We start from the raw sequence: 24,249 nt of genomic DNA, 5'->3' as shown, positions 1-24,249 counted from the left end.
TTGGCGGGTGTTCCCCCCACATGGGGGAGGTTTTTCCCCCCCTTCCGGGCGCTGGACCCCGCGCCCGCAGGGCGCTCACCGCCGCAGATGACGCAGCCGACCGCTCACACCTCGAACGGCCGCGCAGGCCACGGCGCCTGTGCCGGGCGGAGATCGTCCAGGGCATCCGCGGCCCGCGCCGCGACGAGCGAGAGGACGCCCACGACCAGGCAGTTGTTGTGCAGGTCACCCGCGAGGACGCCGCGCACCAGCTCGTCCAGCGGCACCCGCGCCAACTCCATGTCGGCCTCCTCCTCGGAGACCTCGAACCGCTCGCCCACCACGTCGGACAGATCCCGGGCCAGGAAGACCCGTACGGCCTCGTCGCAGCCGCCCGGCGTGGTGTAGACGTCGGTGAGGACCCGCCAGTCCTCCGCCTTGACGTGCGCCTCCTCGTACAGCTCGCGCTGGGCCGCGCGCAGCGGGTTCTCGCCGGGGATGTCGAGCAGACCGGCGGGGATCTCCCACAGCCGCTGGCGCACCGGGTGGCGGTACTGCTTGAGGACCAGCACCCGGTCCTGCTCGTCGAGGGCGAGGACGGCGACCGATCCGGGGTGCACCTGGTAGTCGCGCGTGACGGTGGAGCCGTCCGGCATCACCACCGCGTCCGTGACCACGCTGGTCTTGTTGCCGACGAACGGCGTCTTCGTCTCGGTGACCCGCCACTCCTCGGCGTTGTCCTTGATGCCCATGTGCGTCCTTCCGAAAAACAGAAACCGGGGTGAGGGTCTCCTGGAAGATCCTCACCCCGGTAACCGTATAGGCCGACTGCCGGTCGGCCCGCGATCAGCCCTGCTGGGCGGACTGCCGGCGGGCGACGGCCGCCTTGACCAGACCCGCGAAGAGCGGGTGCGGGCGGGTCGGGCGGGAGCGCAGCTCCGGATGCGCCTGGGTGGCGACCAGGTAGGGGTGCGTCTCACGCGGGTATTCGACGTACTCGACGAGCTTGTTGTCCGGGGAGGTGCCCGAGAAGACCAGACCGGCCTTCTTCTCCAGCTCGGCGCGGTAGGAGTTGTTCACCTCGTAGCGGTGACGGTGGCGCTCCTCGATGTAGGGCTCGCCCCCGTAGACCTCACGGACGATGGAGCCCTCGGCGAGCTTCGCCGGGTACATGCCGAGCCGCATGGTGCCGCCCATGTCGCCCTCGCCGGCGACGATGTCCATCTGCTCGGCCATGGTGGAGATGACCGGGTTGGCGGTGGCGGGGTCGAACTCGGTGGAGTTCGCGCCCTCGATGCCGGCGAGGTTGCGCGCGGCCTCGATGACGACGCACTGCAGACCCAGGCACAGGCCCAGCAGCGGGACCTTGTTCTCACGGGCGTAGGTGATCGCGCCGACCTTGCCGTTCACACCGCGGTCGCCGAAGCCGCCCGGGATGCAGATCGCGTCGACGTCGGCGAGCTGCTGCTTGGCGCCGGCGGGCGTCTTGCAGTCGTCCGAGGCGACCCACTTGACCTTGACCTTGGCGCGGTTGGCGAAGCCGCCGGCGCGGATGGCCTCGGTGACCGAGAGGTAGGCGTCGGGCAGGTCGATGTACTTGCCGACGAGCGCGACGGTGACCTCGTGGTCGGGGTTGTGGACGCGGTCCAGCAGGTCCTCCCACTGGGTCCAGTTCACATCGCGGAACGGCAGGTCGAGCTTGCGCACGACGTAGGCGTCCAGGCCCTCGGTGTGCAGCACCTTGGGGATGTCGTAGATCGACGGGGCGTCGATCGCGGCCACCACCGCGTCCTCGTCGACGTCGCACATCAGCGAGATCTTGCGCTTGATCGCGGTCGGCACCTCGCGGTCGGCGCGCAGCACGATCGCGTCGGGCTGGATGCCGATGTTGCGCAGGGCGGCGACCGAGTGCTGGGTCGGCTTGGTCTTGAGCTCGCCCGAGGGGCCGATGTACGGCAGGAGCGAGATGTGCACGACGAAGACGTTGTCGCGGCCGACCTCGTGGCGGACCTGGCGGACCGTCTCCAGGAACGGCAGCGACTCGATGTCGCCGACGGTGCCGCCGACCTCGGTGATCACGACGTCGACGTCGTCGGTCGCCATGCGCCGGATGCGGTGCTTGATCTCGTTGGTGATGTGCGGGATGACCTGCACGGTGTCGCCCAGGTACTCGCCGCGCCGCTCCTTGGCGATCACGGTGGAGTAGACCTGGCCGGTGGTGACGTTGGCGGAGCCGTCGAGGTCGACGTCGAGGAAGCGCTCGTAGTGGCCGATGTCGAGGTCGGTCTCGGCGCCGTCGTTGGTGACGAACACCTCACCGTGCTGGAACGGGTTCATCGTGCCGGGGTCGACGTTCAGGTACGGGTCGAGCTTCTGCATCGTGACCCGCAGACCCCGCGCCTTGAGCAGCGCACCCAGGCTGGAGGCGGTCAGCCCCTTGCCGAGCGAGGAAGCGACACCCCCGGTGACGAAGAGGTGCTTGGTCGTCGTGGGCTTTGCGGCAATGGCCAAAGGGGGGCTCCCGTGGTCGCGAGGTGAGGTGCGTATCGGCGATCACCCGGATTTCTTCGGGGGTGCCGTCGCTGCGGTTGGGGGGTCTTGCGCCCACCGGTCCACGGGGTACCAGGGTATCAGCGCCCGGGCCCGGACGCGTCCGGCGGCGCCGTGGCGGCCCCCCGGCGGCTCCTCGCGGGCCGGCGGGGGTGCCTCCTTCGTGTCCCTTCGGCGGCCCCTCGCCGGGCCCCGGCGCCCTCTCGGCGGCCCCTTCCGGGCGCCCGCGCCGGCCCGTCCGGTCCGGCCTGCCCGGGCCACCCATTCGGCACAGTTTCCTCAACCAACTGTCGCGCGTCGCACCAACTGGGCGTCGTATCCTGCACGGACACATGCAGCGAGCCGGCCGGCACGGCACCATCCCTGCCCCTCCCCGGAACAAGAGCTCGTCAAAGATCGCTTGACCGCAAGAGGACCCTTCGGGGTCACGTGGCCGTTCGACTGGAGATGACGTGGCCGGGCGTATCGAGGATTACGCACTCATCGGCGATATGCAGACCGCCGCCCTTGTCTGCCGGGACGGCACGGCCGACTGGCTGTGCCTCCCCCGCTTTGATTCCCACGCGACATTCGCCGGGCTGCTGGGCACCGAGGAGCACGGTTTCTGGCGCATCGGTCCCGCACACCCCTCGGGGGCGGCGCCACCGCACGCGGACCGACGCCGGTACCGGGGGGACTCCCTCGTGCTCGAATCCGAATGGGACACCCCGCGCGGCACCGTGCGGGTGATCGACTTCATGCCGCCGCGTGACGGCGCGCCCCAGCTGATCCGGATCGTGGAAGGCGTCAGCGGCCGGGTGCCGATGCGCTCCTCGCTGCGGATGCGGTTCTCCTACGGGCGGGTCGTGCCGTGGGTCCACAAGGTCGGCGACCGCACGGTGGCCGTCGCGGGACCCGACTCGGTGTGGCTGGACACCTCGGCCGAGACCTTCGGCAAGGACCTCACCACCTACTCCGACTTCACCGTCTCCCCCGGCGAGCGGGTGGCCTTCACCATCAGCTGGCAGCCCTCGCACGGCGAGGCGCCGGCGCTGCCCGACCCGGAGGGGTCGCTGGAGGCGACGGAGGAGTTCTGGCGGGAGTGGGTCGAGCACTGTACGTACCACGGCCCCTACCGGGACGCCGTCGTCCGCTCGCTGATCACCCTCAAGGCGCTCACCTACGCCCCGACGGGCGGCATCGTCGCCGCGCCCACCACCTCGCTGCCCGAGGACATCGGCGGCTCCCGGAACTGGGACTACCGCTTCACCTGGCTGCGGGACGCCGCGATCACCCTCTCCTCGCTGCTGCGCACCGGCTACCGCGAAGAGGCGCGGGCCTGGCGCGAGTGGCTGCTGCGCGCGGTCGCGGGCGACCCGGAGAACCTCCAGATCATGTACGGCATCGCGGGCGAGCGCGAGCTGGGCGAGGCGGAGCTGCCGTGGCTGCCGGGCTACGAGAACTCCAGCCCGGTCCGGATCGGCAACGGCGCGGCGGGCCAGCTCCAGCTGGACGTCTACGGCGAGGTCACCGAGGCGCTGCACCTCGCGCACATGACCGGGCTCGCCCGCAACGACTACGCCTCGCTCCTCCAGCTGCGCCTCATCGGCTATCTCGAGGACCACTGGAACGAGCCGGACGAGGGCATCTGGGAGGTGCGCGGCCCCCGCCGCCACTTCGTGCACTCCAAGGTGATGGCCTGGGTGGCGGTGGACCGCACCATCAAGCTCCTGGAGTCCGGGGACGTGGACGGCCCGCTGGAGCGCTGGCGCGAGCTGCGCGACGACATCCACCGGGACGTCTGCGAGAAGGGGTACGACAAGGAGCGCAACACCTTCACCCAGTCGTACGGCTCCAAGGAGCTGGACGCCTCGCTGCTGCTGATCCCGCAGATGGGTTTCCTGCCGCCCGACGACAAGCGCGTCATCGGCACCATCGAGGCCATCCAGCGTGAGCTGTCGACGCCGGACGGCTTCGTCCTGCGCTACCCCACCGCCGGCGAGGACGCGGGCGTGGACGGTCTGGAGGGTGACGAAGGGGCCTTCCTGGCCTGCTCCTTCTGGCTCGCGGACGACCTCGCGATGATCGGCCGGGTGGACGAGGCCCGGCAGCTCTTCGAGCGGCTGCTGGCACTCCGCAACGACCTGGGACTGCTGGCGGAGGAGTGGGATCCGCGCCTGCAGCGGCAGGTGGGCAACTTCCCGCAGGCGTTCAGCCACGTGCCGCTGATCGACACGGCACTGCGGCTGACGGCGTCGAGCGCGTTCGGGGGCTGACGGGCGGGACGCGTGAGCTGAACACGTACGGTCGCGGCGGCGCTTCGGCCCGCCGTGGCCGAGGCGCCCCGGGAGGGGTGACGCCGCCGCCTTCCGTCCTGGCCGCAGGCGTTCCCTGCGAGGATCGGGGAATGGAACCGCGAGGCCCGCAAGGGACGATCACCGTGGCGCGGGCTCTCGAACTGCCCGCGCTGCGCCGGGGGCTGCCCGAGGTCGTGGCCGCCGCCGACCGGCTGGACCGGCCCGTGCGCTGGGTGCACGCCGGGGAGGCGCCGAACATCGCCGCACTGCTCAAGGGCGGCGAGCTGCTGCTGACCACCGGCCTGGGGGTGGGCACCCGCCCCGCCGAGCAGCGGGCCTTCGTCCGCGGACTGGTGGAGCGGGACATCGCGGCCCTGGTGGTGGAGCTGGGCGCGCGCTTCGCGACGCTGCCCGCCGCGGTGGTGGACACGGCCCGCTCCTACGGTCTGCCGCTCGTCCAGCTGCACCGGGAGGTGCCGTTCGTGGCGGTGACCGAGGAGATCCACACCGAGCTGGTCAATGAGCACTACGCCCTGCTGCGCCGCGCCGAGGAGGTGCACCGGCAGTGCACGCGGGTGCTGCTGGACGGGGGCGGGGTGCCCGAGATCCTCCGGTTATTCGCGGAGTTCGCGGGCAACCCGGTCTTCCTGGAGACGCCGGACGGCCGGCTGCTGTACGCGACCGGGCCCGCGCCCCAGCCCGGTGCCGCAGATCCGCTCCAGGTCTGGGAGGGGCTGCGGGCCGGGGCCGCCGCGGGCGGGGGCCTCGCGGGCAGCGTGGTCGCCGACATCCCGGGCAGCGGCCCGGGGCCCGACGCGGTACGGGCGCGGCTGGCCGTCCTGCCGGTGAACGCGCCGCTCGCACCGGTGCACCGCATCGCCGCGGACCGCACGGCGGGGCTGCTCGCGGTCGTCCTGCTCCAGGAGCGCCAGGAGGAGGAACTGGCGGCGCGGGGGCGCGGCGACTTCCTGACCGACCTCGCCGAGGAGCGGCTGGACCCGGCGGACGCGCCCGCACAGGCCCGGGTGCTGGGCTTCCGGCCGGGGCCGGGGCCGCTGCTGCCGGTGGTGCTGCGACCGCAGGCCCGGCACGCGGGACCGGCGTCGGCGGACGGCTGGGCGGCACTGGCCCATGCGGTGCGCGAGGAGCTGACGGCGGTGGGCGCGCCGGTACTGCTGGGCGTGCGGCTGCCGGAGGGCCGGATGCCGCTGCTGGTCGGGCTGCGCGAGGAGACCGACCGGGCCGCGGTCGGTGAGCGGGTGGCGGCGGCGCTGCGGGCGGGGGTGGAGCGGGCGTGGCCGGACCGGGCGGGTTCCCGGCCGCCGGTCGTGGTGGTCGGCGCGGCGGTCGGCTGGGCGGCGGCGGGTGCGGCCCTGCGGCACGCGGCGGACGCGGCGACGGCGGCGCAGGGGCTGCCGGACCGGCCCTGGCACGATGTGCGGCGGCTGGACGTCGACCTGCTGCTGTGGCGGCTGCGCTCCCACGGCGATCTGTCGGCGTTCGTCGAGCGGGTCATCGGCCCGCTCCTCGCGCACGACCGCGCCGCCCGCCCACCGCTCCTGCCGACGCTGGAGACCTACCTCGCCCACGCGGGCCGCAAGGCGGAAACCGCGCGCGAACTCCACCTCAACCGCCAGACCCTCTACGACCGCCTGGCCCGCATCGCCCGCCTGCTGGGCACGGACCTGGAGGACCCACAGACGTCCCTGGCCCTGAGCCTGGCCCTGCAGGCCCGGCGGCATGTGACGTGATCCTGCCGCCCGTCCGGGCGAGACCGGCTGAGCTCAGCCACAACCAGCCCGCTGGGGGAGCTTGAGGACGCACCCGCAGGGCGCCCGCCCCGCCGGGGCCAAGGCCGGACGGCACCCTCACGAGACGCCGTCAGGCAAGCCGTTGGCTCAGCTCGTCGTAGATGCTCAGGACATGGGCGACCGTGTCGTCCTCCGAGGGCCAGCTCGCCGCCTGGGCATGGCCTGCGGTGATGAGTTCGGTACGGCGGGCGGGGTCGTCGAGGAGGCGGGTGACGGCGGCGGAGAGGGCGTCCGGGTCGCCGTAGGGGACGAGTTCGGCGGCGTCGCCGACCAGGTCGGGCACGCCGCCGACCGAGGTCGCGACCAGCGGGACGCCCGCGTGGAGCGCCTCCTGGGCCAGGAGCGAGCGGGCCTCCCAACGGCTCGGCAGGATCGCCACATCGGCGGCCGCCAGCAGCTCGGGCACGTCGTCGCGCCGGCCGACCAGCCGGATCGGAAGGGCCTCGGTCTCGATCCGGTGCTGCAGCCACGGCCGCTCGGGGCCCTCGCCCGCCACGATCAGCAGCGGTTCCGGGTCCAGCTCGCGCCAGGCCCGCGCGGCGTCGAGGAGCGGCCCGTAGCCCCGGCCCGGCTCCAGACGGCCGACGGCGACCAGCAAGGGCCGGGCCACGGCGCCGAGTTCGGCGCGCGCCTTGTGCCGCAGATGGTCGTCCTCCGGCGGTCCGGGGCGCGGCGCGGGCACCGCCACCGGCGCCAGCCGGGCGTCGCGCGCGCCGCGCCGCCGGGCCCGGTCCACGAGGTCCGAGGAGGCGCCGAGCAGGACGGCCGCCGCCCGTGCCGCGCGCCGCTCCATCAGCCGCACGACGTGGGCCCGCGCGCCCTGCGCCCGCACCTTCGTGTGCCAGGTGACGACCAGCGGGGTGGGCCGGCCCCGCAGCGCCAGCGCCGCCAGCACCCCCGAGCGCAGTCCGTGCGCGTGCACGACGTCGGCGCTGAGGCTGGCGGCCCGGATCCCGGCGACCGCCGACGCGTCCGCGCACGTCGGCAGCGGGGCGAACGAGGCGCCCGAGCCCGCGAAGGCGTACCCCTCCCCCGTACCGCGCGGCGCGCACACGGTCACCCGCAGCCCGCGCGCCACGAGCCCGGCGGCGAGCGACCGCACGTGCGCGCCACTGCCCGCGCTCCCGCTGCCCAGGACCTGTACGGCGTGCAGGGACGGCCGCGTGTGCGACAGGCCGGGTGTACTGCTCACGCGGGCGGAGCTCCTGATTCGACGTCGGCGGAGTCGGGCAGAGTCGGGCAGAGTCGTACGACACGGTGCTGAGCCCAGGATGCCAGCCCCCCATGACCTCCCTGCACCAGCATTGCGTGATTTGTCGGCCTTACCTCGCCCACGCATCCACGGATTCACTCACATGAGTGACCAGGGCGTCCGTAACCAAGACCAGGCCGGACCATCGCCCACGCGCGGACGGTGCCTGCTCGCCCCGGCCCGTGCCCCTCAGGGGCCCGCTCAGTGCCCCGAGTCGCGCGCCGCCGCCAGGAGTTCCTCGGCGTGGGCGCGGGCCAGCTGGGAGTCCTCCTGGCCCGCCAGCATGCGGGAGAGTTCGCGTACCCGGTCCTCGCCCTCCATGGCCTGGACGCCGCTTCGGGTCACCGAGCCCTCGTGGGTCTTCTCCACCACCAAATGGCGGTCGGCGAAGGCCGCGACCTGCGGGAGGTGGGTGACGACCACGACCTGCGCGGTCCGGGCCAGCTTGGCCAGCCGGCGCCCGACCTCGACGGCGGCCTTTCCGCCGACACCGGCGTCGACCTCGTCGAAGAGGTACGTCGGCACGGGGTCGGAGCCCGCGAAGACCACCTCGACGGCGAGCATGACGCGGGACAGCTCACCACCGGACGCCCCCTTCGCGATGGGGCGGGGCTGGGCGCCGGGGTGCGGGGCGAGCAGCAGCTCGACGTCGTCGGCGCCGTGCGGGCCGTACGCGACGGCCCGGCCGGCGACCTCGATCCCGGTCTCCGGCCGGTCCACCTCGCTCTGCCGGACGGAGAAGGTGACGCGCGCGTGCGGCATGGCGAGCGAGGCCAGTTCGGCGGTGACCGCGTCGGCGAATCGCTTCGCCGCCTCCGTCCGGGCGTCGGTCAGTGCCTGCGCCAGCTCGCCCAGCTCGGCGCGGAGCGCGTCCCGCTCGGCGGTGAGTTCGCCGATGCGGTCGTCGTCGCCCTCCAGCTCGCCGAGCCGGGCCGCGCCCTCCTCGGCCCAGGCCAGCACGGCGGCGATGTCCGACCCGTACTTGCGGGTCAGATGGGTCAGGGCGGCGCGCCGCTCCTCCACCGCCGCGAGCCGGCGGGGGTCGGCGTCGAGGTCGGAGGCGTACCCGGCGAGCTCCCCGGCGACGTCCGCGAGCAGGATGCCGAGCTCGCCGAGCCGCTCGGCGAGCGAGGCGAGGGCGGGGTCGTGGGAGCGCACGGACTCCAGGGTGCGGTGCGCGCCGGCGACGAGGCTGGTGGCGTCGAAAGCCTCGGGGTCCTCGGGGTTTCCGGCGAGGGCGGCGTGCGCGGCGGTGGCCGCGGAGGCGAGGGCCTCGGCGTGGCCGAGCCGCCCGGCCTCCGCGGCGAGTTCGGCGTCCTCCCCCGGCAGGGGCGCGGTGGCGGCGATCTCGTCCAGACCGAAGCGCAGCAGATCGGCCTCCTGGGCGCGCTCGCGGGCGCGCGTGGTCAGCTCCTCCAGCTCGGCGACGACGGCCCGCAGCCTGCGGTAGGCGCCGCCGTACTTGGCGAGCGGCACGGACACCGCGTCGCCCGCGTACCGGTCGAGGGCCTGCCGCTGCCGGGCCGGGCGCAGCAGCCCCTGCTGGTCGGTCTGGCCGTGCACGGCGACGAGGTCGTCCGCCAGCTCGGCCAGCAGCCCCACGGGCACGCTCCGGCCGCCGAGGTGGGCGCGCGAGCGCCCCTCGGCGGAGAGGGTGCGGCTGATGAGCAGCGTGCCGTCGTCGAGTTCGGCGCCGGCCTCCTCGGCCCGCACGGCAGCGGGCGAGGCGTGGTCGACGGTGATCCTCCCCTCGACCACGGCGGCCTTGGCCCCCACCCGCACCAGGGCGGGATCGGCGCGCCCGCCGAGCAGCAGACCGAGGCTGGTGACGACCATGGTCTTGCCCGCGCCGGTCTCACCGGTCACCGCGGTGAAACCGGGTGACAGCTCGACCACCGCGTCATCAATGACGCCCAAGGACCGGATCCGCATCTCCTCCAACACGGATACGACCATACGAGGTTCTGAGGGCGCCTCGCGACGGCCACCCCCACCGACCGCCCTGGGGACAGCCCCACCACCGGTCCGGGTGATCACTCCATGGCCCCGGATCCCCCTACCGGCAAGGCTTGTCGTGGCAGTTCCCGCCGGTCCGACGACACACCCATGAGGTCCGTATGACCATTCGATCCCGTACTCCCCGCGCCACCACGCTCCTGCTCGCCACCGCGGTCGCCCTGACCACCGCCGCCGGCACCGGGGACGCGGTCGCCCACAGCCCCCGCCCGGCGGGGCTGGAGGGCACATGGCGCATGGACGGCTACGGCACGGTCGTCTCCGTCGAGAACAGCGGCCGGCTGCTGCGGACGTACGAGACCACGGCCGTCAGCTGCGTTCCCGGTGAACTGACCGCCACCCGGCCGACCGCCACGGGCCCCTTCCGGCAGGACGGCGACGTGGTCACGGTGAACGCCACGGGTCCGGACCGGGCGGAGTTCGCCTTCGCCGACAACGTGGGCCACCGCACGCTGCGCCGCACGGCCGCGCTGCCCGCGAACTGCCACGGCGAGACCCCTCCCGCACCGAACACCGATGCGGACCCGCGGGACGTCTTCGACGTCTACTGGCAGACCTACGCCGAGAACTACCCCTTCTTCGCCGCCCGGAACATCGACTGGAACGCCACGCGCGAGCGCTTCCGGCCGCGGATCACCCGCACGACCAGCCCCGCCGAGCTGTACTCGATCCTGGTGGAGATGATCCGGCCGCTGCACGACGGGCACACCGGACTGGTCGACCTCACACGACCCAAGGAGTACTTCTCCGGAATCCGCGAGGACACCGTCATGCCCGACAAGGAAGGGCGGAAGCGCATCGACGAGGCGGTCCTCGCGGGCCCCGTCGGGGATCTCCGGCTGTCCCGGGCGAACGGGCAGATCACCTACTCCGAGGGCACCGACCGGATCGGCTTCCTCCGCATCACCGGTTTCCAGGGCTACGAGCAGGGCGACGGCTACGAGGCCGACAAGGCCGTGCTGAGCAAGGCCCTCGACGAGGTCTTCACCGCCACCCGGACGCGCGGCCCGAAGGCCCTGCGCGGCCTGATCCTCGATCTGCGGCTCAACGGCGGCGGCTCCGACCGCCTCGCCCTGGACGTGGCCGAGCGGCTGACCGACCGGTCCTACACGGCCTATCTCAAGCACGCGCGGAACGACGCCCGCGACCCCCGTAAGTTCACCCCCGCCGAGCCGGTCCTCCTCCGCCCGCACCAGGGACCGGTCTACACCGGGCCCCTGGCCGTCCTCACCGGGCGGCTGACGATGAGCGCGGGCGAGACCCTCACCCAGGCCCTGCTGGGCCGCGGGCCGAAGCCCACGCTGATCGGTGAGAACACCCAGGTGCTGTTCTCCGACAAGCTGGAGCGCATGCTGCCCAACGGCTGGAAGTTCTGGCTCCCGAACGAGGAGTTCCTGAGCGCGAAGGACGGCCGCACGACGTACGACGGCGCGGGCATACCGCCGCACCTCCGCACGGACGTCTTCACCGAGAAAGAGCTGACGGAAGGCCGCGACTCGGCTCTCGCGGCGGCACGCGCGTGGCTCGCCGACCGGGCCTGACCGACGGATCTTCGGCTGCGGGCCCGTCGTTGCCGCCTGCGGCGGCGAGCGCCCTGCGGGCGCGTCCTCAAACGCCGGACGGGCTTGATGTGGCTGACCTCAGCCCAATGACAGCCCGTCCGGCGATTGAGGACACCGCCGCGCAGCGGTGGTGCGGACGACACGAGCCGCCGGACACGGCTAGTGCGGCGCGCCCCGCCACCCGGCGACCGGCAGGGCGAACTTCGCGACCAGCCGGTCCGTGAACGACGCGTGGTGCAGGCGCGCGAGACGCACCGGCACCGCGCCCCGCCGTACCTCCACCCGCGCGCCGGCCGGAAGTTCGACGGTCCGTCTGCCGTCACACCACAGCACACCGTTGGGCGTCTGCGGCTGCACCTCCACGGCGAGCACCGAGTCCGGCGCGGTGACCAGGGGCTTGGCGAAGAGCGCGTGCGCGCTGATGGGGACCATCAGCAGCGCCTCGACCTCCGGCCAGACCACCGGGCCGCCCGCCGAGAAGGCGTAGGCGGTGGAGCCGGTCGGGGTGGCGCAGACGACGCCGTCGCCGCCGAACCGCGAGACCGGCCTGCCGTCGACCTCGGTGACGACCTCCAGCAGCCGCTCGCGCGCGGCCTTCTCGACCGACGCCTCGTTCAGCGCCCAGTCGGTGTGCACGACGTGTCCGTCGTTGCGCACCAGGACGTCGAGGGTCATCCGCTCCTCGACCTCGTAGGCCCGCGTCACGACCCGGTCGACGACCTTGTCGAGGTCGTCCCGCTCGGCCTCGGCGAGGAAGCCGACCCGGCCGAGGTTCACGCCCAGCATCGGCACCCCGGAGCGCCGCGCGAACTCGGCGCCCCGCAGCAGCGTGCCGTCCCCGCCGAGCACCACCAGGAGCTCGCACCCCTGAAGGACGTCCGGCTTGCCCGGGCCGGCCTCCACCAGCTCGGCCGAGGGCGGCAACGGCAGGTCGGCGGCCTCCTCGGCCAGCACCCGCACGCCGATTCCGCAGCGCAGCAGTCCTTGGACGACCAGCTCGGCGCTGCGGATGGCCGCCGGGCGGCCGGTGTGGGCGAGGAGGAAGACCGTGCGTGCGCCGGTCTCCTCCCCCGCCGGGTTCTGCTCCTGCGATGCTGCTGATGCTGCTTCTGAAGTGGTCAACGGGGCCCCTCCGCCACTGCACGGTCAACGTCCGCCGGGTCCAGTTCGGGCGCTCCGGCGCGCAGCCACAGAAAGTACTCGACGTTGCCCGAGGGTCCGGGCAGCGGGCTCGCCGTCACGCCCAGCACGCCGAGTCCGAGGCCCGCCGCCCGGGCGGCGACCGCGCGGACCGCCTCGGCCCGCAGCTGGGTGCTGCGCACCACGCCACCGGTGCCGAGCCGCTCCTTGCCCACCTCGAACTGCGGCTTCACCATCAGCACCAGGTCGGCGTCGGGCGCGGCGCAGCGCACGAGGGCGGGCAGCACCAGGCCGAGCGGGATGAAGGACAGATCGCCCACGATCAGGTCGACGGGCTGGTCGTCGATCTGCTCCAGCGTCAACTCGCGGACGTTCGTGCGGTCCTTCACGGTGACCCGCTCGTCGCTCTGGAGCGACCAGGCGAGCTGTCCGTAGCCCACGTCCACGGCGACGACGTGGGCGGCACCCGCGCGCAGCAGGACGTCCGTGAAGCCGCCCGTGGAGGCGCCGGCGTCGAGTGCGCGGCGGCCCTCGACCTTCAGCCCGAGCGGGACGAACGCGGCGAAGGCGCCCGCGAGCTTGTGGCCGCCGCGGGAGACGTAGTCCGGGTCGTTCTCGTCCTGGGTGACGACGACGGCGGCGCTGATCTCCACCTGGGTGGCGGCCTTGGTCGCGGTCGTGCCGCCGACGGTCACGCGGCCCGCCGCGATCAGCTGGCTCGCGTGCTCGCGGGAGCGGGCGAGTTTCCGGCGCACCAGCTCGGCGTCGAGTCGGCTGCGGCGCGGGCGGGTCACTGCCACGAGTGGTTCAGCTCCTGGTGTCGTACGAAGCGGGGGACCCGAGGGGCACGGGCGGTGCGGACGGGCCGGGGCGCCGGTCGAGCGCGGTGAGCGCGTCGCGCAGGCCCCGGTGTACATCCTCGTACACCTCCAGGTGGCCGCTCGCCGCGAGGTGGTCGGCGTCGGCCAGTCTGGCCAGCTGGGCGTCCACGGCGGCGTCGCCGGTGGGGGTGCGGTCGACGCCCAGCGGCAGCGGCCGGTCGGCGCCGGCCCCGGCGTCCGGGGTGGCGTTCTCCGGCTGGGGCACCGGCAGCTCCCGCGCACCGGTCATCGGATCGGTCATGGCTTCGACGCTACCTCCAAACGGCGCCTGAGCGGCGTACGCGGTCCACTGGGGTACCGTCCCTACCGATGGCGACCATCGAGGAGTGCCGCAGCGCACTCGACCGGCTGGCGGAGAACCTCGCGGGGGCGAGCGGTGACCTCCGCGACGCCGCCGCGCCCGACCGCTCGCTCAGCTGTCACCTCACCGACCTCGACGTCACCTTCGTGGGTCATCTCGCGGGCGGCCACATCCAGGACGTGCGGACCGTCCCGGGCACCCCCGAGCGACGGGCGGAGATCGCCCTGACGATGTCCGGGGACGATCTGGTGGCGCTGGTCGACGGCAGGCTGAAGTTCGCGAAGGCCTGGGCCGCCGGCCGGGTCAGGGTGCAGGCGAGCCTGCGGGACGTGCTGCGCCTGCGGTCGCTGCTGTAGCGGCCCGGGACCGCCGGGCGGCGGGCACGACCAGGGGCGTCCCGGTCTCCGGGTCCTCGATGACCTGACACCGCAACCCGAACACGCGTTCCACCAGCTCGGCGGTCACCACGTCCGCCGGCGCCCCCTCGGCGACGACCCGCCCGTCGCGCATCGCGATCAGATGCGTGGCGTAGCGCGCGGCGTGGTTGAGGTCGTGCAGCACGGCGACCAGGGTGCGGCCCTGCTCCTCGTGCAGTTCGGCGCAGAGGTCGAGGACCTCGATCTGGTGCTGGATGTCGAGGTAGGTGGTCGGCTCGTCGAGGAGCAGCAGCGGGGTCTGCTGGGCGAGGGCCATCGCGATCCAGACCCGCTGGCGCTGTCCGCCGGAGAGTTCGTCGACGTACCGGTCGGCGAGCGCGTCGACGCCGGTCGCGGCCATGGACTCGAGAACGATCCGCTCGTCCTCCCTCGACCACTGTCGCAGCAGTCCCTGGTGGGGGTGGCGGCCGCGGGCGACGAGGTCGCCGACGGTGATCCCGTCGGGGGCGACCGAGGACTGTGGCAGCAGCCCGAGGGTGCGGGCCACCTGCTTGGCGGGGTGGGAGTCGATGGCGGAGCCGTCCAGGAGGACGGCTCCGGCGGTCGGCTTGAGCATCCGCGACAGGGCGCGCAGCAGCGTGGACTTGCCGCAGGCGTTGGGGCCGACGATGACCGTGAAGGAGTTGTCGGGCACCGCGACCGAGAGGTCCTCGGCGATGACCCGCCGGTCGTAGGCGAGGGTGACGGATTCGGCCGCCAGTCGGCTCATGGGGTCTCTCCTGGAATCCTGGGCGCTGTGCGGCCGGTCGGCAGCCGGCCGGTGGTCGGGGTGGGGCCCGCTCATATCCGGCCCGCCCTGCGCTCGGTGACCAGCAGCCACAGCAGATAGCAGCCGCCGAGCATTCCGGTCACGGCGCCGACGGGCAGTTGGTCCGCCCCGAAGACCCGCTGGGACGCCCAGTCGGCGCCGACCAGCAGGGCCGCGCCCATGCAGGTGGCGGCGGCCAGGTTGGGGCCGGGGGCGCGGGTGAGCCGCCGGGCGAGCTGCGGCGCGGCCAGCGCGACGAAGGCGACGGGCCCGGCGGCGGCGGTCGCGACGGCGGTCAGCAGCACGGCGGCCACCACCAGCACGAGCCGGCACCGCTCGACCCGTACGCCGAGCGCGTACGCGGCGTCGTCGCCCATCTCCAGCATCCGCAGCGACCGCCCCTGGCCGAAAACGACGGGGAAGACGACGCCGCACACGACGAGCAGCGGCCACACCTGGGACCAGTCGCGTCCGTTGAGCGAGCCGACCATCCACACCATCGACCGGGTGGCGTCGACGATGTCGGCCTTGGTCATGAGGTAGTCGCGGGCGGCGGTGAGCACGGCGGTCGCGCCGATGCCGACGAGGACGAGGCGGTAGCCGTGGATGCCTTTCTGCCACGAGAGCAGATAGACGGCGAGGCCGGTGAGCACGCCGCCGACGAGAGCGCCGCCCGCCACGGCGAACGTGCCGCCGTGGAAGAGGACGATGACGGTGAGGGCCCCGGCCGCCGAGCCCTGGCCGAAACCGATCACGTCGGGGCTGCCCAGCGGGTTGCGGGAGACGGACTGGAAGACCGCGCCGGCGAGCCCGAGGGCCGCCCCGACGAGCAGCCCGACCAGGACGCGCGGAAGCCGCAGGTCCCACGCGATGAACTCCTGGGCGGGGGTGCCGCCGCCGGTCAGGGTCGCGAGGACCTCGGCGGGCGTCATGGGGAAGTCGCCGGAGCCGATGAGGACGACCGAGGCGGTGAGCGCGAGGGCCAGGAGCAGAGCCACGACGAGGGCCGACCGGGGAGCCACGCGCAGGGACAGCCCGCCACGGGTGCGGATCGTTTTGGCGGTCACAGCTGGGCCATCCTCCGGCGACGTACGAGATGGATGAAGACGGGCCCGCCGATGAGCGCGGTGACGATGCCGGCCTGGAGTTCACCGGGCCGGGCGACGACCCGGCCGATCACGTCCGCGCCGAGCAGCAGCACGGGCGACAGGACGGCCGCGTAGGGCATGACCCAGCGCAGGTCCGGGCCGGTGAGGCTGCGGACGATGTGCGGGACCATCAGGCCGATGAAGACGATGGGGCCGCAGGCGGCGGTGGCCGCGCCGCACAGCAGCGTGACGGCGGCCATCGCGAGGACGCGGGTCCGCGTCAGCCGGGCGCCGAGCGCCCGCGCGGTGTCGTCGCCCAGCGCCACCGCGTTCAGGGGACGGGCGAGCGCCAGGGCGATCAGCACACCGGCCGCGATGAACGGCGCGATCTGCCGTACGACGTCCAGGTCGGCGACGGCGAGCGAACCGGCCGTCCAGAAGCGCATCTTGTCGAGCGCGGCGGAGTCGAGGAGCTGGACGGAGTTGACGTACCCGTAGAGCGCGTACGTCACCGCGGTGCCCGCGAGCGCGAGCCGTACGGGGGTCGCGCCCCGGCTGCCGCCGAGCACGTAGACCACCACCGCGACGACGGCGGCGCCGAGGAAGGCGAACCACACATATTCGCGGACCGACGTGACGCCGAAGAACGTGACGGAGGAGACGACCGCGGCCGAGGCTCCGGCGTTGACGCCGAGCAGTCCGGGGTCGGCGAGCGGGTTGCGGGTGAGCGCCTGCATCACCACGCCGGCGAGTCCGAGCCCGGCGCCGACGAGCAGTCCGAGCAGGGTGCGGGGCACCCGCACGTCGCGCACGACCACGTCGGTGTCGCTGCCCGTGGCGTGGAAGAGCCCGTGCCAGACCTGGTCGAGGGGGATCGGCTTGGCGCCGACGGCGATGCTCGCGACCACGACCAGCGCCAGCAGCGCGACCGCGGCGAGCAGCCCGGCGGCACGTGCCGTGCTCCGGCTGCGGGGCGCCGCCGATTTCGGCGGTTCCGCTGGGTTTTGGGGGGGACTCTCGACCAACACCCGGTTAGGTTAGCCTACCCTGACACCGCCCCATCGAACGAGGTTCGTTCGGACACACTCCCGAGAGAAGTACGTCCATGAGCACCCCCCGCACCTCCTCCCCGTCCCGCCGCGGCATCCTCGCCGCCGGTGGCGCCCTCGGCATCGGCGCCTTCCTCACCGCCTGCGGGGGTGGCGGCTCGAAGGACTCGGACGACTCCGGTTCGGGTTCGGGCTCCGGCCCCTGGACCTTCAAGGACGACCGGGGCACCACGGTCAAGGCCGACAAGACCCCGAAGAAGGTCGTCGCCTTCACCGGTACCGCCGCGGCCCTGCACGACTTCGGCTTCGAGTGCGCGGGCGTCTTCGGCCCGACGAAGCTCAAGGACGGCAAGCCCGACCCGCAGGCCGGCGACCTCGACGTCGACAAGGTGACGGTCCTCGGCAACGCCTGGGGCGAGTTCAACGTCGAGAAGTACGCGGCCATGAGCCCCGAGCTGCTCGTGACCAACATGCTCCAGGCGCAGGAACTCTGGTACGTGCCGGACGACAGCAAGAAGAAGATCCTCGGCCTCGCCCCCAGCGTCGGCCTGAACGTCACCAAGGTCTCGCTGACCCAGGTCATCGGTCGCTACGCCGAGCTCGCCGGGTCGCTCGGCGCCGACCTCAAGGCCAAGAAGGTCACGGACGCGAGGGCACGCTTCGAGAAGGCGTCCGAGACCCTCCGCCAGGCCGCCAAGGCCAAGAAGGGCCTCAAGGTCCTCTGCGCGTCCGGCTCCGCCGACCTGCTCTACGTCTCCGAGCCGAGCGTCTACGCCGACCTCACCTACTTCAAGCAGCTCGGCGTCGAGCTCATCGTCCCCGACAAGGTCACCGGCGGCTTCTTCGAGAGCCTCAGCTGGGAGAACGCCGGCAAGTACGCCGCCGACCTGATCCTGCTCGACAACCGCACCTCCGCCCTGCAGCCCAAGGACCTCGGGTCCAAGCCCACCTGGGCCGGGCTCCCCGCCGTCAAGGCCGGCCAGATCACCCCCTGGCTCAGCGAGCCGCGCTACTCCTACGCCGGCTGCGCCCCCCTGCTCGAAAGCCTCGCCGCCGCGATCGAGAAGGCCAAGAAGGTCAGCTGAGGCCCCGCTCCCTCACCGGCGCCCACCGCCCGCCCCGCCTCCTGACGACGCCCGAAAGGACCCCCGTCGCATGACCGACGCCCCGCCCTACCGCTTCTTCGACGCGCACGTCGTACGAACCGAGCGGATCAGCCCCGCCATGGCCCGCGTCACCTTCGGCGGCGACGAACTCCGTGACGTCGTCGTCGACGGCCGCGACCAGCGCTTCAAGCTGTTCCTGCCCCAGCCGGGGCAGGAGGCGCCGGTCCTGCCCGCCCGCGACGAGAGCTGGTTCGGCGAGTGGCGGGCCCAGGACCCGTCCGAACGGGCCGTCATGCGCACCTACACCGTCCGGGAGATGCGCTACGGGCCGGACGAGATGGACGTCGACTTCGTGCTGCACGGTGTCGGGGACGACGCGTCGGGCGGCCACGCGGGCCCGGCCTCGACCTGGGCCCACGCCGCCCGCCCCGGCGACCGCGCCGTGCTCCTCGCCCCGGTCGCCACGGAGAACGGCGGCGCGGACTTCCAGCCGCCGGCCGGCACCGACTGGGTGCTTGTCACCGCCGACGAGACGGCCCTGCCCGCCACGGCCGGCATCCTCGCCTGGCTCCCGGCGGGCACCAAGGCCAAGGTCTGGATCGAGGTCGCGCACGCCGACGACGTCCAGGACCTCCCCACCGCCGCCGACGCCGACATCACCTGGCTGGTCCGCGGCACCGACCGGGAGCCGGTGCTCGAAGCCCTCCGCACGGCAGAGCTGCCCGCCGGCACCCCGTACGCCTGGATAGCCGGCGAGTCCGGCACCGTCCGGGCGCTCCGACGCCACCTCGTCGGCGAACGCGGCTTCGACCGCCGGGCGGTGACCTTCACGGGCTACTGGCGCCGCGGCGCCACCGAAGAGGACCTGCTCGCCGAACTGGCGTGACAGCGACAAGCGCCGGACGGGCTGCTGTGCTCTGTCCTCAAGCGCCGGACGGGCTGCTGTGCTGTGTCCTCAAGCGCCGGACGGGCTGAAATCAAGCCCGTCCGGCGCTTGAGGACGCGCCCGCAGGGCGCTCGCCGCCGCAGGCGGCAGCACAGCGGTCGACAGCCGAAGGTCCGCCGGACAGGCGACAGGCGGCAAGACTCGGCCGGTAGCCGAAGGATCGTCTACCAGCCAAGCCGCCCCAGCGCATCCGTCGCAGACAAACCGCAGGAGCCCTCCCCCGCCGCCGTCCACGCCGCGGCGCTCAGCGCACGCAGAGCGTCGACACGGTCGCCGTCCCCGTCCAGCACCAGCGCCTCACCGTCGGCCGAAGCCGTCCAGCCACCGCAGCGGAAACCATCGCCGGCGGCCTCCACCGTCGGCTGCGGCTCCAGCAGTCCCCGCAGGTCCTCGGCCACATACGTCGGCCGGTGCTCGGGCGCCGCCGCGAGCAGCTGCGCCGCCGTCGTCACACCGGTGAGGACCAGCAGCGAGTCCACGCCGCCCACATGCGCGCCCTCGATGTCGGTGTCGAGCCGGTCCCCGACCACCAGCGGCCGCTCCGCGCCCGTCCGCAGCACCGTCTCCCGGTGCATCGGCGGCAGCGGCTTGCCCGCCACCTGCGGCTCGGCGCCCGTGGCTATCCGCACGACCTGCACCGCCGCGCCATTGCCCGGCGCGATGCCCCGCGCGCTCGGAATCGTCAGATCCGTGTTCGAGGCGAACCACGGCAGTCCGCGCGCCACCGCGTACGACGCCTCCGCCAGCCGCGACCACGGCATGTCCGGACCGCCATAGCCCTGCGCCACGGCCGCCGGGTCGTCGTCCGCCGAGTCCACCGGCACCAGCCCGCGCTCGCGCAGCGCGACCCGCAGCCCCTCCGCGCCGATCACCAACACCCGTGATCCGGAGGGGAGCTGATCGGAGATCAGCCGCGCCACCGCCTGAGCGGACGTGATCACATCGGTCGGCTCGGCCGGCACCCCCAGCTCCGTCAGATGCCCGGCCACCGTCTCCGGGGTACGGGCGGCGTTGTTCGTCACGTAGGCCAGATGCATGCCCCCGTCCCGGGCCGTGCCCAGCGACTCGACGGCGTGCGCGATGGCCTCGCCGCCCGCGTAGACCACGCCGTCGAGGTCCAGCAGCGCGGTGTCATAGGCCTCGCTGAGCCGCTTCCCACTGCCGTCGGGGCCGGTCCGGACGGTCTGGTTCATCGTGTGATCTCTCCTTGTGCTGTACGTCTCTTCCCAGATCATTGCTCATCCGCCCATGAGACATAACATTTCCGAATGAGCACTCCAGGTCATGCAGGGCAGGGTCTTCAACTCGCCCCCTTCCGAGGGCTGCGCTACGTCCCCGAGCGAGTGGGCAGCCTCGCCGCTGTCACCTCGCCCCCCTATGACGTCGTCGTGCGACCGGACGGTCTGCGCCACCTGGAGACCGCCGACCCGCACAACATCGTGCGGCTGATCCTCCCCCAGGCCGCCACCGCCGCCGACCGGCACCGGCAGGCCGCGGAAACGCTGCGGCAATGGCAGGAGGAGCACATCCTCGCCGCCGACCCCGCACCCGCCCTGTACGTCTACGAGCAGCGCGGTGACGGCATACTGCAGCGCGGTCTGATCGGCGCCCTGCGCCTCAGCCCCCGCGAGGAAGGCGTCGTCCTCCCCCACGAGGACGTCATGCCGCACATCGTCGAGGACCGCGCCGCCCTGATGCGCGGCACCGCGGCCAATCTCGAGCCGCTGCTCTTCTCCTACCGGGGCGGCGAGAGCGCCACGAACGGCGCGGCGGACGTCATCGAGCGCGTCATCCGTTGCGAGCCGCTGCTGTCGACGACCACCGAGGACGGCTACGCCCACCGCCTGTGGTCGATCACCGACCCGGACGACCTCGCCCGGATCGACGAGGACCTCTCCCGCCGACAGGCCCTGATCGCGGACGGTCACCACCGCTGGGCCACCTACCTGCGGCTGCGGGCCGAGCAGCCCGCCCCCGGCCCCTGGGACTTCGGTCTGGTCCTCCTGGTGGACACCTCCCGCTATCCGCTGCGGGTACGGGCCATCCACCGTCTTCTGCACCGTCTCCCGGTCGCCAGGGCGCTGGCCGCCGTGGAGGGCGTCTTCCGGGTACGGACGATCGAGGGGCCCTTGCCGAACGCCCTGGAGGCCCTGGCCGAGGCGGTCGCCGAGGGGGGCAACGCCTTCGTGCTCGCCGGTGACGGCCGCTTCCACCTCCTCGACCGCCCGGACCCGGACTTCCTGGCCCGTACGGTCCCCGCCGACCGGCCGGAGGCGTGGCGGAGGCTCGACGCGACGGTCCTGCACTCCGCTCTCCTGGACCACGTCTGGCATGTCGCGGACGACCCGGAGCACATCGGCTACATCCATGAGACGGCGGCGGCCGTCACCCAGGCCGAGCGGCACGGCGGCACGGCCGTGCTGATGCACCCCGTCCACGAGGACGTCGTACGGGAACTCGCCGCGCAGGGCGTGACCATGCCCCGCAAGTCGACCTCCTTCGGCCCCAAGCCGGCCACCGGCCTGGTCCTGCGCAGCCTCGCGCTGAACTGAGCGGCGTCCCGGACACACGTCGTCCGGACATGCGTGGAGGGCGGCACCCCGGGCCTCCGGGGTGCCGCCCTCCACGTTCAGCGATCAGCTCTTGTCGTCGGAGCCCTTGTCGTCGGAGCCCTTGTCGTCCTGGACGTCCTCGACAGCGGTGGGCTCGGCCTCGGTGGCAACCGGCTCCACGTCCGCCGTTTCGGGCGTCTCGTCCGACTCCGCCGACCCGGTCTCGTCCGCGTCGACCTCGACGGTGGCGGCGGTCTCGGTGACCTCGGCGGCGTCCTCGTCGCCCATGGCGTCCGTGAACTCCACGCCGTCGAGCTCGGCGAGCCGGTCGGACGCGTCGGTCATCCCGCCCTGGTCGGCCTCGAGGGCCTTGGCGAACCACTCACGCGCCTCGGCCTCGCGGTCCACCGCGAGCAGCGCGTCGGCGTAGGCGTACCGCAGTCGGGCGGTCCACGGCTGGATCGAGTTCGACGCCAGCTCGGGGCCCTGCAGCGTCACGACGGCAGCGTCGGCCTGGCCCATGTCCTTACGGGCACCGGCGGCGACGAGGCGCATCTCGACCTGGCCGGCCTTGTCCAGCTTGGCCACCTCGGGCTCGCCGGCCATGGCCAGCGCGCGCTCGGGACGGCCCATGCCGCGCTCGCAGTCCGCCATGACGGGCCACAGCTCGACGGAACCCGTCATGCGGCGGGCGGCACGGAACTCGGCGAGCGCCTCGGCGTACTTGCCGGTCGCGTACGCGGCGAAGCCGGCGGCCTCGCGCACGGCGGCGACACGCGAGGCGAGCCGCAGCGCGATCCGGGAGTAGGCGTACGCCTGCTCCGGGTCCTCGTCGAGCAGGTTGGCCACCATGACGAGGTTGCGCGCGACCTCCTCGGCAAGGCCCTTGGGCAGGCTCATGAGCTCCTGCCGGACGTCCTTGTCGATCTCGTCGCCGGTCACGTCGTCGGGGATGGGCAGGCGCTTCACCGGCTCGCGGTCGTCGCGCCGGTCATCACGTCGGTCGTCACGACGCCCGTACCCACCGGAACGGTCGTCGCGGCCCCGGTAGCCGCCACCACCCTGGCGGTCGTCACGGTACGAGGGACGCGAGCCGCGGTCATCGCGGCCGCCACGGTAACCACCACGGTCGTCATCACGGCGCGGAGCACGGTCGTCACGGCCGCCACGGAAGCCACCGCGGTCGTCGTCACGACGGGGACCGCCGTAGCCGCCACCGGAGGGACGGCCACCACGGTCGTCCTCACGGCGCGGGGCACGCTCGTCACGGCGGAAGGTCGTCGGACGGTCGCCGCCGCGGTCGTCACGACGGTCGTCGCGGCGGAAACCGCCACGGTCGTCCTCGCGGCGCGGGGCACGCTCGTCACGACGGAACGTGGGGCGGTCGCCGCCACGGTCGTCACGACGGTCATCGCGGCGGTCGTCGCGGCGGGGGCCGCCGTAGCCACCGCCGGTGGGACGGCCGCCACGGTCGTCGTCACGGCGGGGGCCGCCGTAACCGCCACCTGTGGGGCGACCACCGCGGTCGTCGCGGCGCTCGAAACCACCGGGACGGCCACCACGGTCGTCATCACGACGGGGACCACGGTCGTCGCGACGGTCGTCACGACGGAAACCGCCACGGTCGCCGCCACGGTCGTCGCGACCGCCACGGAAGCCACCGCGGTCGTCGTCACGACGGGGGCCGCCGTAGCCGCCACCGGAGGGACGGCCGCCACGGTCGTCGTCACGGCGCGGGCCACGGTCGTCGCGACGGTCGTCACGGCGGAACGCCGGGCGGTCGCCGCCACGGTCGTCACGGCGCGGACCGCCGTAGCCACCGCCGGAGGGACGGCCGCCACGGTCGTCGTCACGGCGGGGGCCGCCGTAACCGCCACCTGTGGGGCGACCACCGCGGTCGTCACGGCGCTCGAAACCACCGGGACGGCCACCGCGGTCGTCATCACGACGGGGACCACGGTCGTCACGGCGGTCGTCACGACGGAAACCGCCACGGTCGTCGTCGCGACGCGGGCCACCGTAACCGCCACCCGTGGGGCGACCACCACGGTCGTCACGGCGGGGGCCGCCGTAGCCGCCACCGGAGGGGCGACCACCACGGTCGTCGTCGCGACGCTGGCCGTAGCCACCGCCGGACGGCCGTCCACCCCGGTCGTCTTCCCGGCGCGGGCCACGGGGACGGTCGTCCCCACGGTCGTCACGACGGAAGGCAGGACGGTCATCGCGGCGGTCGTCGCGGCGGAAACCGCCACGCGTGTCGTCGCGTCGAGGCCCGCGAGGGGCACCACGCCTCGGCTCGCTGCCCGATCGATCGTCGGGAGAGTTGGTGGACATCGACGTGACTCCTGTCTTCGGGTACCGCAGTCATTCTCGCGCACCCGGCTGGCCGGCGCGCTTCGGCAAAAAACAAAAAGGACCCTTGGTCCCAGCGTGAACGCTGGGACCAAGGGTCCTTGAAATATTGTTCGGCGGCGTCCTACTCTCCCACACGGTCCCCCATGCAGTACCATCGGCGCTGAAAGGCTTAGCTTCCGGGTTCGGAATGTAACCGGGCG

19 protein-coding genes, 1 rRNA gene and 1 pseudogene are annotated in these 24,249 nt (G+C 73.3%); 7 read left to right on the top strand and 14 right to left on the bottom strand.

Going from position 1 to position 24,249, the window contains the following annotated elements; translation table 11 throughout:
• Positions 1-104 precede the first annotated feature (104 nt).
• Positions 105-731 (bottom strand): NUDIX domain-containing protein, encoded by a 627-nt coding sequence (locus ACZ53N_RS14100; protein ID WP_469141119.1) that lies wholly within the window; start codon positions 729-731, stop codon positions 105-107.
• 94 nt (positions 732-825) lie between these two features.
• Positions 826-2,490 carry a CTP synthase gene (locus ACZ53N_RS14095; protein ID WP_469141118.1) on the bottom strand — a complete coding sequence of 555 codons (1,665 nt, stop codon included), beginning with the start codon at positions 2,488-2,490 and terminating at the stop codon, positions 826-828.
• Positions 2,491-2,981: 491 nt separating this feature from the next.
• Between ACZ53N_RS14095 and ACZ53N_RS14090 the strand changes: the two genes are divergently transcribed.
• Entirely contained in the window at positions 2,982-4,784 is a 1,803-nt protein-coding gene (locus tag ACZ53N_RS14090; protein ID WP_469141117.1) for a glycoside hydrolase family 15 protein, read from the top strand.
• A gap of 131 nt (positions 4,785-4,915) precedes the next feature.
• On the top strand, positions 4,916-6,556 hold the full coding sequence (locus ACZ53N_RS14085) for a PucR family transcriptional regulator (RefSeq protein ID WP_469141116.1): 1,641 nt from the start codon (positions 4,916-4,918) through the stop codon (positions 6,554-6,556).
• Positions 6,557-6,686: 130 nt separating this feature from the next.
• Here the strand turns inward: ACZ53N_RS14085 and ACZ53N_RS14080 are convergent, their stop codons facing one another.
• Together ACZ53N_RS14080 and recN are read right to left on the bottom strand one after the other, a co-directional pair.
• Complete coding sequence (locus ACZ53N_RS14080) at positions 6,687-7,808, bottom strand: glycosyltransferase family 4 protein (RefSeq protein ID WP_469141115.1); 1,122 nt, start codon at positions 7,806-7,808, stop codon at positions 6,687-6,689.
• 261 nt (positions 7,809-8,069) lie between these two features.
• A complete protein-coding gene (gene recN, locus ACZ53N_RS14075) occupies positions 8,070-9,824 on the bottom strand; it encodes a DNA repair protein RecN (protein ID WP_469141114.1) in 1,755 nt (584 codons plus the stop codon).
• A 161-nt stretch (positions 9,825-9,985) separates the two neighbouring features.
• On the opposite strand from recN, the gene ACZ53N_RS14070 reads away from it, so the two are divergent.
• A complete protein-coding gene (locus ACZ53N_RS14070) occupies positions 9,986-11,425 on the top strand; it encodes a S41 family peptidase (protein ID WP_469141113.1) in 1,440 nt (479 codons plus the stop codon).
• Positions 11,426-11,605: 180 nt separating this feature from the next.
• Here ACZ53N_RS14070 and ACZ53N_RS14065 read toward each other — a convergent pair whose 3' ends face one another.
• Genes ACZ53N_RS14065 through ACZ53N_RS14055 form a run of 3 tightly spaced genes read right to left on the bottom strand, consistent with a single transcriptional unit; the run spans position 11,606 to position 13,708 of the window.
• Positions 11,606-12,568, bottom strand: a complete 963-nt coding sequence (locus tag ACZ53N_RS14065; RefSeq protein WP_469141112.1) for an NAD kinase — start codon at positions 12,566-12,568, stop codon at positions 11,606-11,608.
• Complete coding sequence (locus tag ACZ53N_RS14060) at positions 12,565-13,380, bottom strand: TlyA family RNA methyltransferase (protein WP_184733794.1); 816 nt, start codon at positions 13,378-13,380, stop codon at positions 12,565-12,567. Before ACZ53N_RS14060 ends, ACZ53N_RS14065 begins: the two co-directional genes overlap by 4 nt.
• A 13-nt stretch (positions 13,381-13,393) precedes the next feature.
• A complete protein-coding gene (locus ACZ53N_RS14055; protein WP_469141111.1) occupies positions 13,394-13,708 on the bottom strand; it encodes a hypothetical protein in 315 nt (104 codons plus the stop codon).
• Between the two features lie 68 nt (positions 13,709-13,776).
• On the opposite strand from ACZ53N_RS14055, the gene ACZ53N_RS14050 reads away from it, so the two are divergent.
• Positions 13,777-14,124: a sterol-binding protein gene (locus ACZ53N_RS14050; RefSeq protein WP_469141110.1), complete on the top strand. Its 348-nt coding sequence runs from the start codon at positions 13,777-13,779 to the stop codon at positions 14,122-14,124.
• Here ACZ53N_RS14050 and ACZ53N_RS14045 read toward each other — a convergent pair.
• From ACZ53N_RS14045 to ACZ53N_RS14035, 3 genes are all read right to left on the bottom strand, one after another.
• Entirely contained in the window at positions 14,072-14,914 is an 843-nt protein-coding gene (locus ACZ53N_RS14045; RefSeq protein ID WP_469141109.1) for an ABC transporter ATP-binding protein, read from the bottom strand. The two genes, ACZ53N_RS14050 and ACZ53N_RS14045, sit on opposite strands and share 53 nt — an antisense overlap.
• Positions 14,915-14,985: 71 nt before the next feature.
• Positions 14,986-16,020: a FecCD family ABC transporter permease gene (locus ACZ53N_RS14040; protein WP_469141108.1), complete on the bottom strand. Its 1,035-nt coding sequence runs from the start codon at positions 16,018-16,020 to the stop codon at positions 14,986-14,988.
• Complete coding sequence (locus ACZ53N_RS14035) at positions 16,017-17,066, bottom strand: FecCD family ABC transporter permease (protein WP_469141223.1); 1,050 nt, start codon at positions 17,064-17,066, stop codon at positions 16,017-16,019. Before ACZ53N_RS14035 ends, ACZ53N_RS14040 begins: the two co-directional genes overlap by 4 nt.
• Before the next feature lie 80 nt (positions 17,067-17,146).
• Between ACZ53N_RS14035 and ACZ53N_RS14030 the strand changes: the two genes are divergently transcribed.
• Both ACZ53N_RS14030 and ACZ53N_RS14025 read left to right on the top strand, forming a co-directional pair.
• Complete coding sequence (locus ACZ53N_RS14030; protein ID WP_469141107.1) at positions 17,147-18,175, top strand: ABC transporter substrate-binding protein; 1,029 nt, start codon at positions 17,147-17,149, stop codon at positions 18,173-18,175.
• A gap of 70 nt (positions 18,176-18,245) precedes the next feature.
• The gene (locus tag ACZ53N_RS14025) at positions 18,246-19,082 is read left to right on the top strand and encodes a siderophore-interacting protein (RefSeq protein WP_469141106.1); all 837 of its coding nucleotides are present in this window, start codon (positions 18,246-18,248) and stop codon (positions 19,080-19,082) included.
• 224 nt (positions 19,083-19,306) lie between these two features.
• Here the strand turns inward: ACZ53N_RS14025 and ACZ53N_RS14020 are convergent, their stop codons facing one another.
• Positions 19,307-20,335 carry an HAD-IIA family hydrolase gene (locus ACZ53N_RS14020; RefSeq protein WP_469141105.1) on the bottom strand — a complete coding sequence of 343 codons (1,029 nt, stop codon included), beginning with the start codon at positions 20,333-20,335 and terminating at the stop codon, positions 19,307-19,309.
• Positions 20,336-20,410: 75 nt separating this feature from the next.
• On the opposite strand from ACZ53N_RS14020, the gene ACZ53N_RS14015 reads away from it, so the two are divergent.
• A complete protein-coding gene (locus tag ACZ53N_RS14015) occupies positions 20,411-21,694 on the top strand; it encodes a DUF1015 family protein (RefSeq protein WP_469141104.1) in 1,284 nt (427 codons plus the stop codon).
• A gap of 84 nt (positions 21,695-21,778) precedes the next feature.
• Here the strand turns inward: ACZ53N_RS14015 and ACZ53N_RS14010 are convergent, their stop codons facing one another.
• The 3 genes and pseudogenes from ACZ53N_RS14010 to rrf all read right to left on the bottom strand — a co-directional run.
• The gene (locus tag ACZ53N_RS14010; protein WP_469141222.1) at positions 21,779-22,594 is read right to left on the bottom strand and encodes a tetratricopeptide repeat protein; all 816 of its coding nucleotides are present in this window, start codon (positions 22,592-22,594) and stop codon (positions 21,779-21,781) included.
• A gap of 312 nt (positions 22,595-22,906) precedes the next feature.
• Positions 22,907-23,596 (bottom strand): annotated as a pseudogene (locus ACZ53N_RS14005) (tetratricopeptide repeat protein); the annotation flags it as partial.
• 561 nt (positions 23,597-24,157) lie between these two features.
• Positions 24,158-24,249, bottom strand: a 5S ribosomal RNA gene (rrf, locus tag ACZ53N_RS14000); the annotation flags it as partial.

The organism is Streptomyces sp. NPDC033229, assembly GCF_055576875.1.
The sequence above is the reverse complement of the archived record's forward strand: the minus strand, read 5'-3'. Positions and strand labels throughout refer to the sequence as shown.

What these genes read in the sequence shown, in the direction of transcription:
- ACZ53N_RS14100 (WP_469141119.1), bottom strand. Translation starts at nt 731, where the DNA reads ATGGGCATCAAGGACAACGCCGAGGAGTGGCGGGTCACCGAGACGAAG.
- ACZ53N_RS14085 (WP_469141116.1), top strand. Translation starts at nt 4,916, where the DNA reads ATGGAACCGCGAGGCCCGCAAGGGACGATCACCGTGGCGCGGGCTCTC.
- recN (WP_469141114.1), bottom strand. Translation starts at nt 9,824, where the DNA reads ATGGTCGTATCCGTGTTGGAGGAGATGCGGATCCGGTCCTTGGGCGTC.
- ACZ53N_RS14070 (WP_469141113.1), top strand. Translation starts at nt 9,986, where the DNA reads ATGACCATTCGATCCCGTACTCCCCGCGCCACCACGCTCCTGCTCGCC.
- ACZ53N_RS14055 (WP_469141111.1), bottom strand. Translation starts at nt 13,708, where the DNA reads ATGACCGATCCGATGACCGGTGCGCGGGAGCTGCCGGTGCCCCAGCCG.
- ACZ53N_RS14050 (WP_469141110.1), top strand. Translation starts at nt 13,777, where the DNA reads ATGGCGACCATCGAGGAGTGCCGCAGCGCACTCGACCGGCTGGCGGAG.
- ACZ53N_RS14045 (WP_469141109.1), bottom strand. Translation starts at nt 14,914, where the DNA reads ATGAGCCGACTGGCGGCCGAATCCGTCACCCTCGCCTACGACCGGCGG.
- ACZ53N_RS14030 (WP_469141107.1), top strand. Translation starts at nt 17,147, where the DNA reads ATGAGCACCCCCCGCACCTCCTCCCCGTCCCGCCGCGGCATCCTCGCC.
- ACZ53N_RS14025 (WP_469141106.1), top strand. Translation starts at nt 18,246, where the DNA reads ATGACCGACGCCCCGCCCTACCGCTTCTTCGACGCGCACGTCGTACGA.
- ACZ53N_RS14020 (WP_469141105.1), bottom strand. Translation starts at nt 20,335, where the DNA reads ATGAACCAGACCGTCCGGACCGGCCCCGACGGCAGTGGGAAGCGGCTC.
- ACZ53N_RS14015 (WP_469141104.1), top strand. Translation starts at nt 20,411, where the DNA reads ATGAGCACTCCAGGTCATGCAGGGCAGGGTCTTCAACTCGCCCCCTTC.
- ACZ53N_RS14010 (WP_469141222.1), bottom strand. Translation starts at nt 22,594, where the DNA reads ATGAGCCTGCCCAAGGGCCTTGCCGAGGAGGTCGCGCGCAACCTCGTC.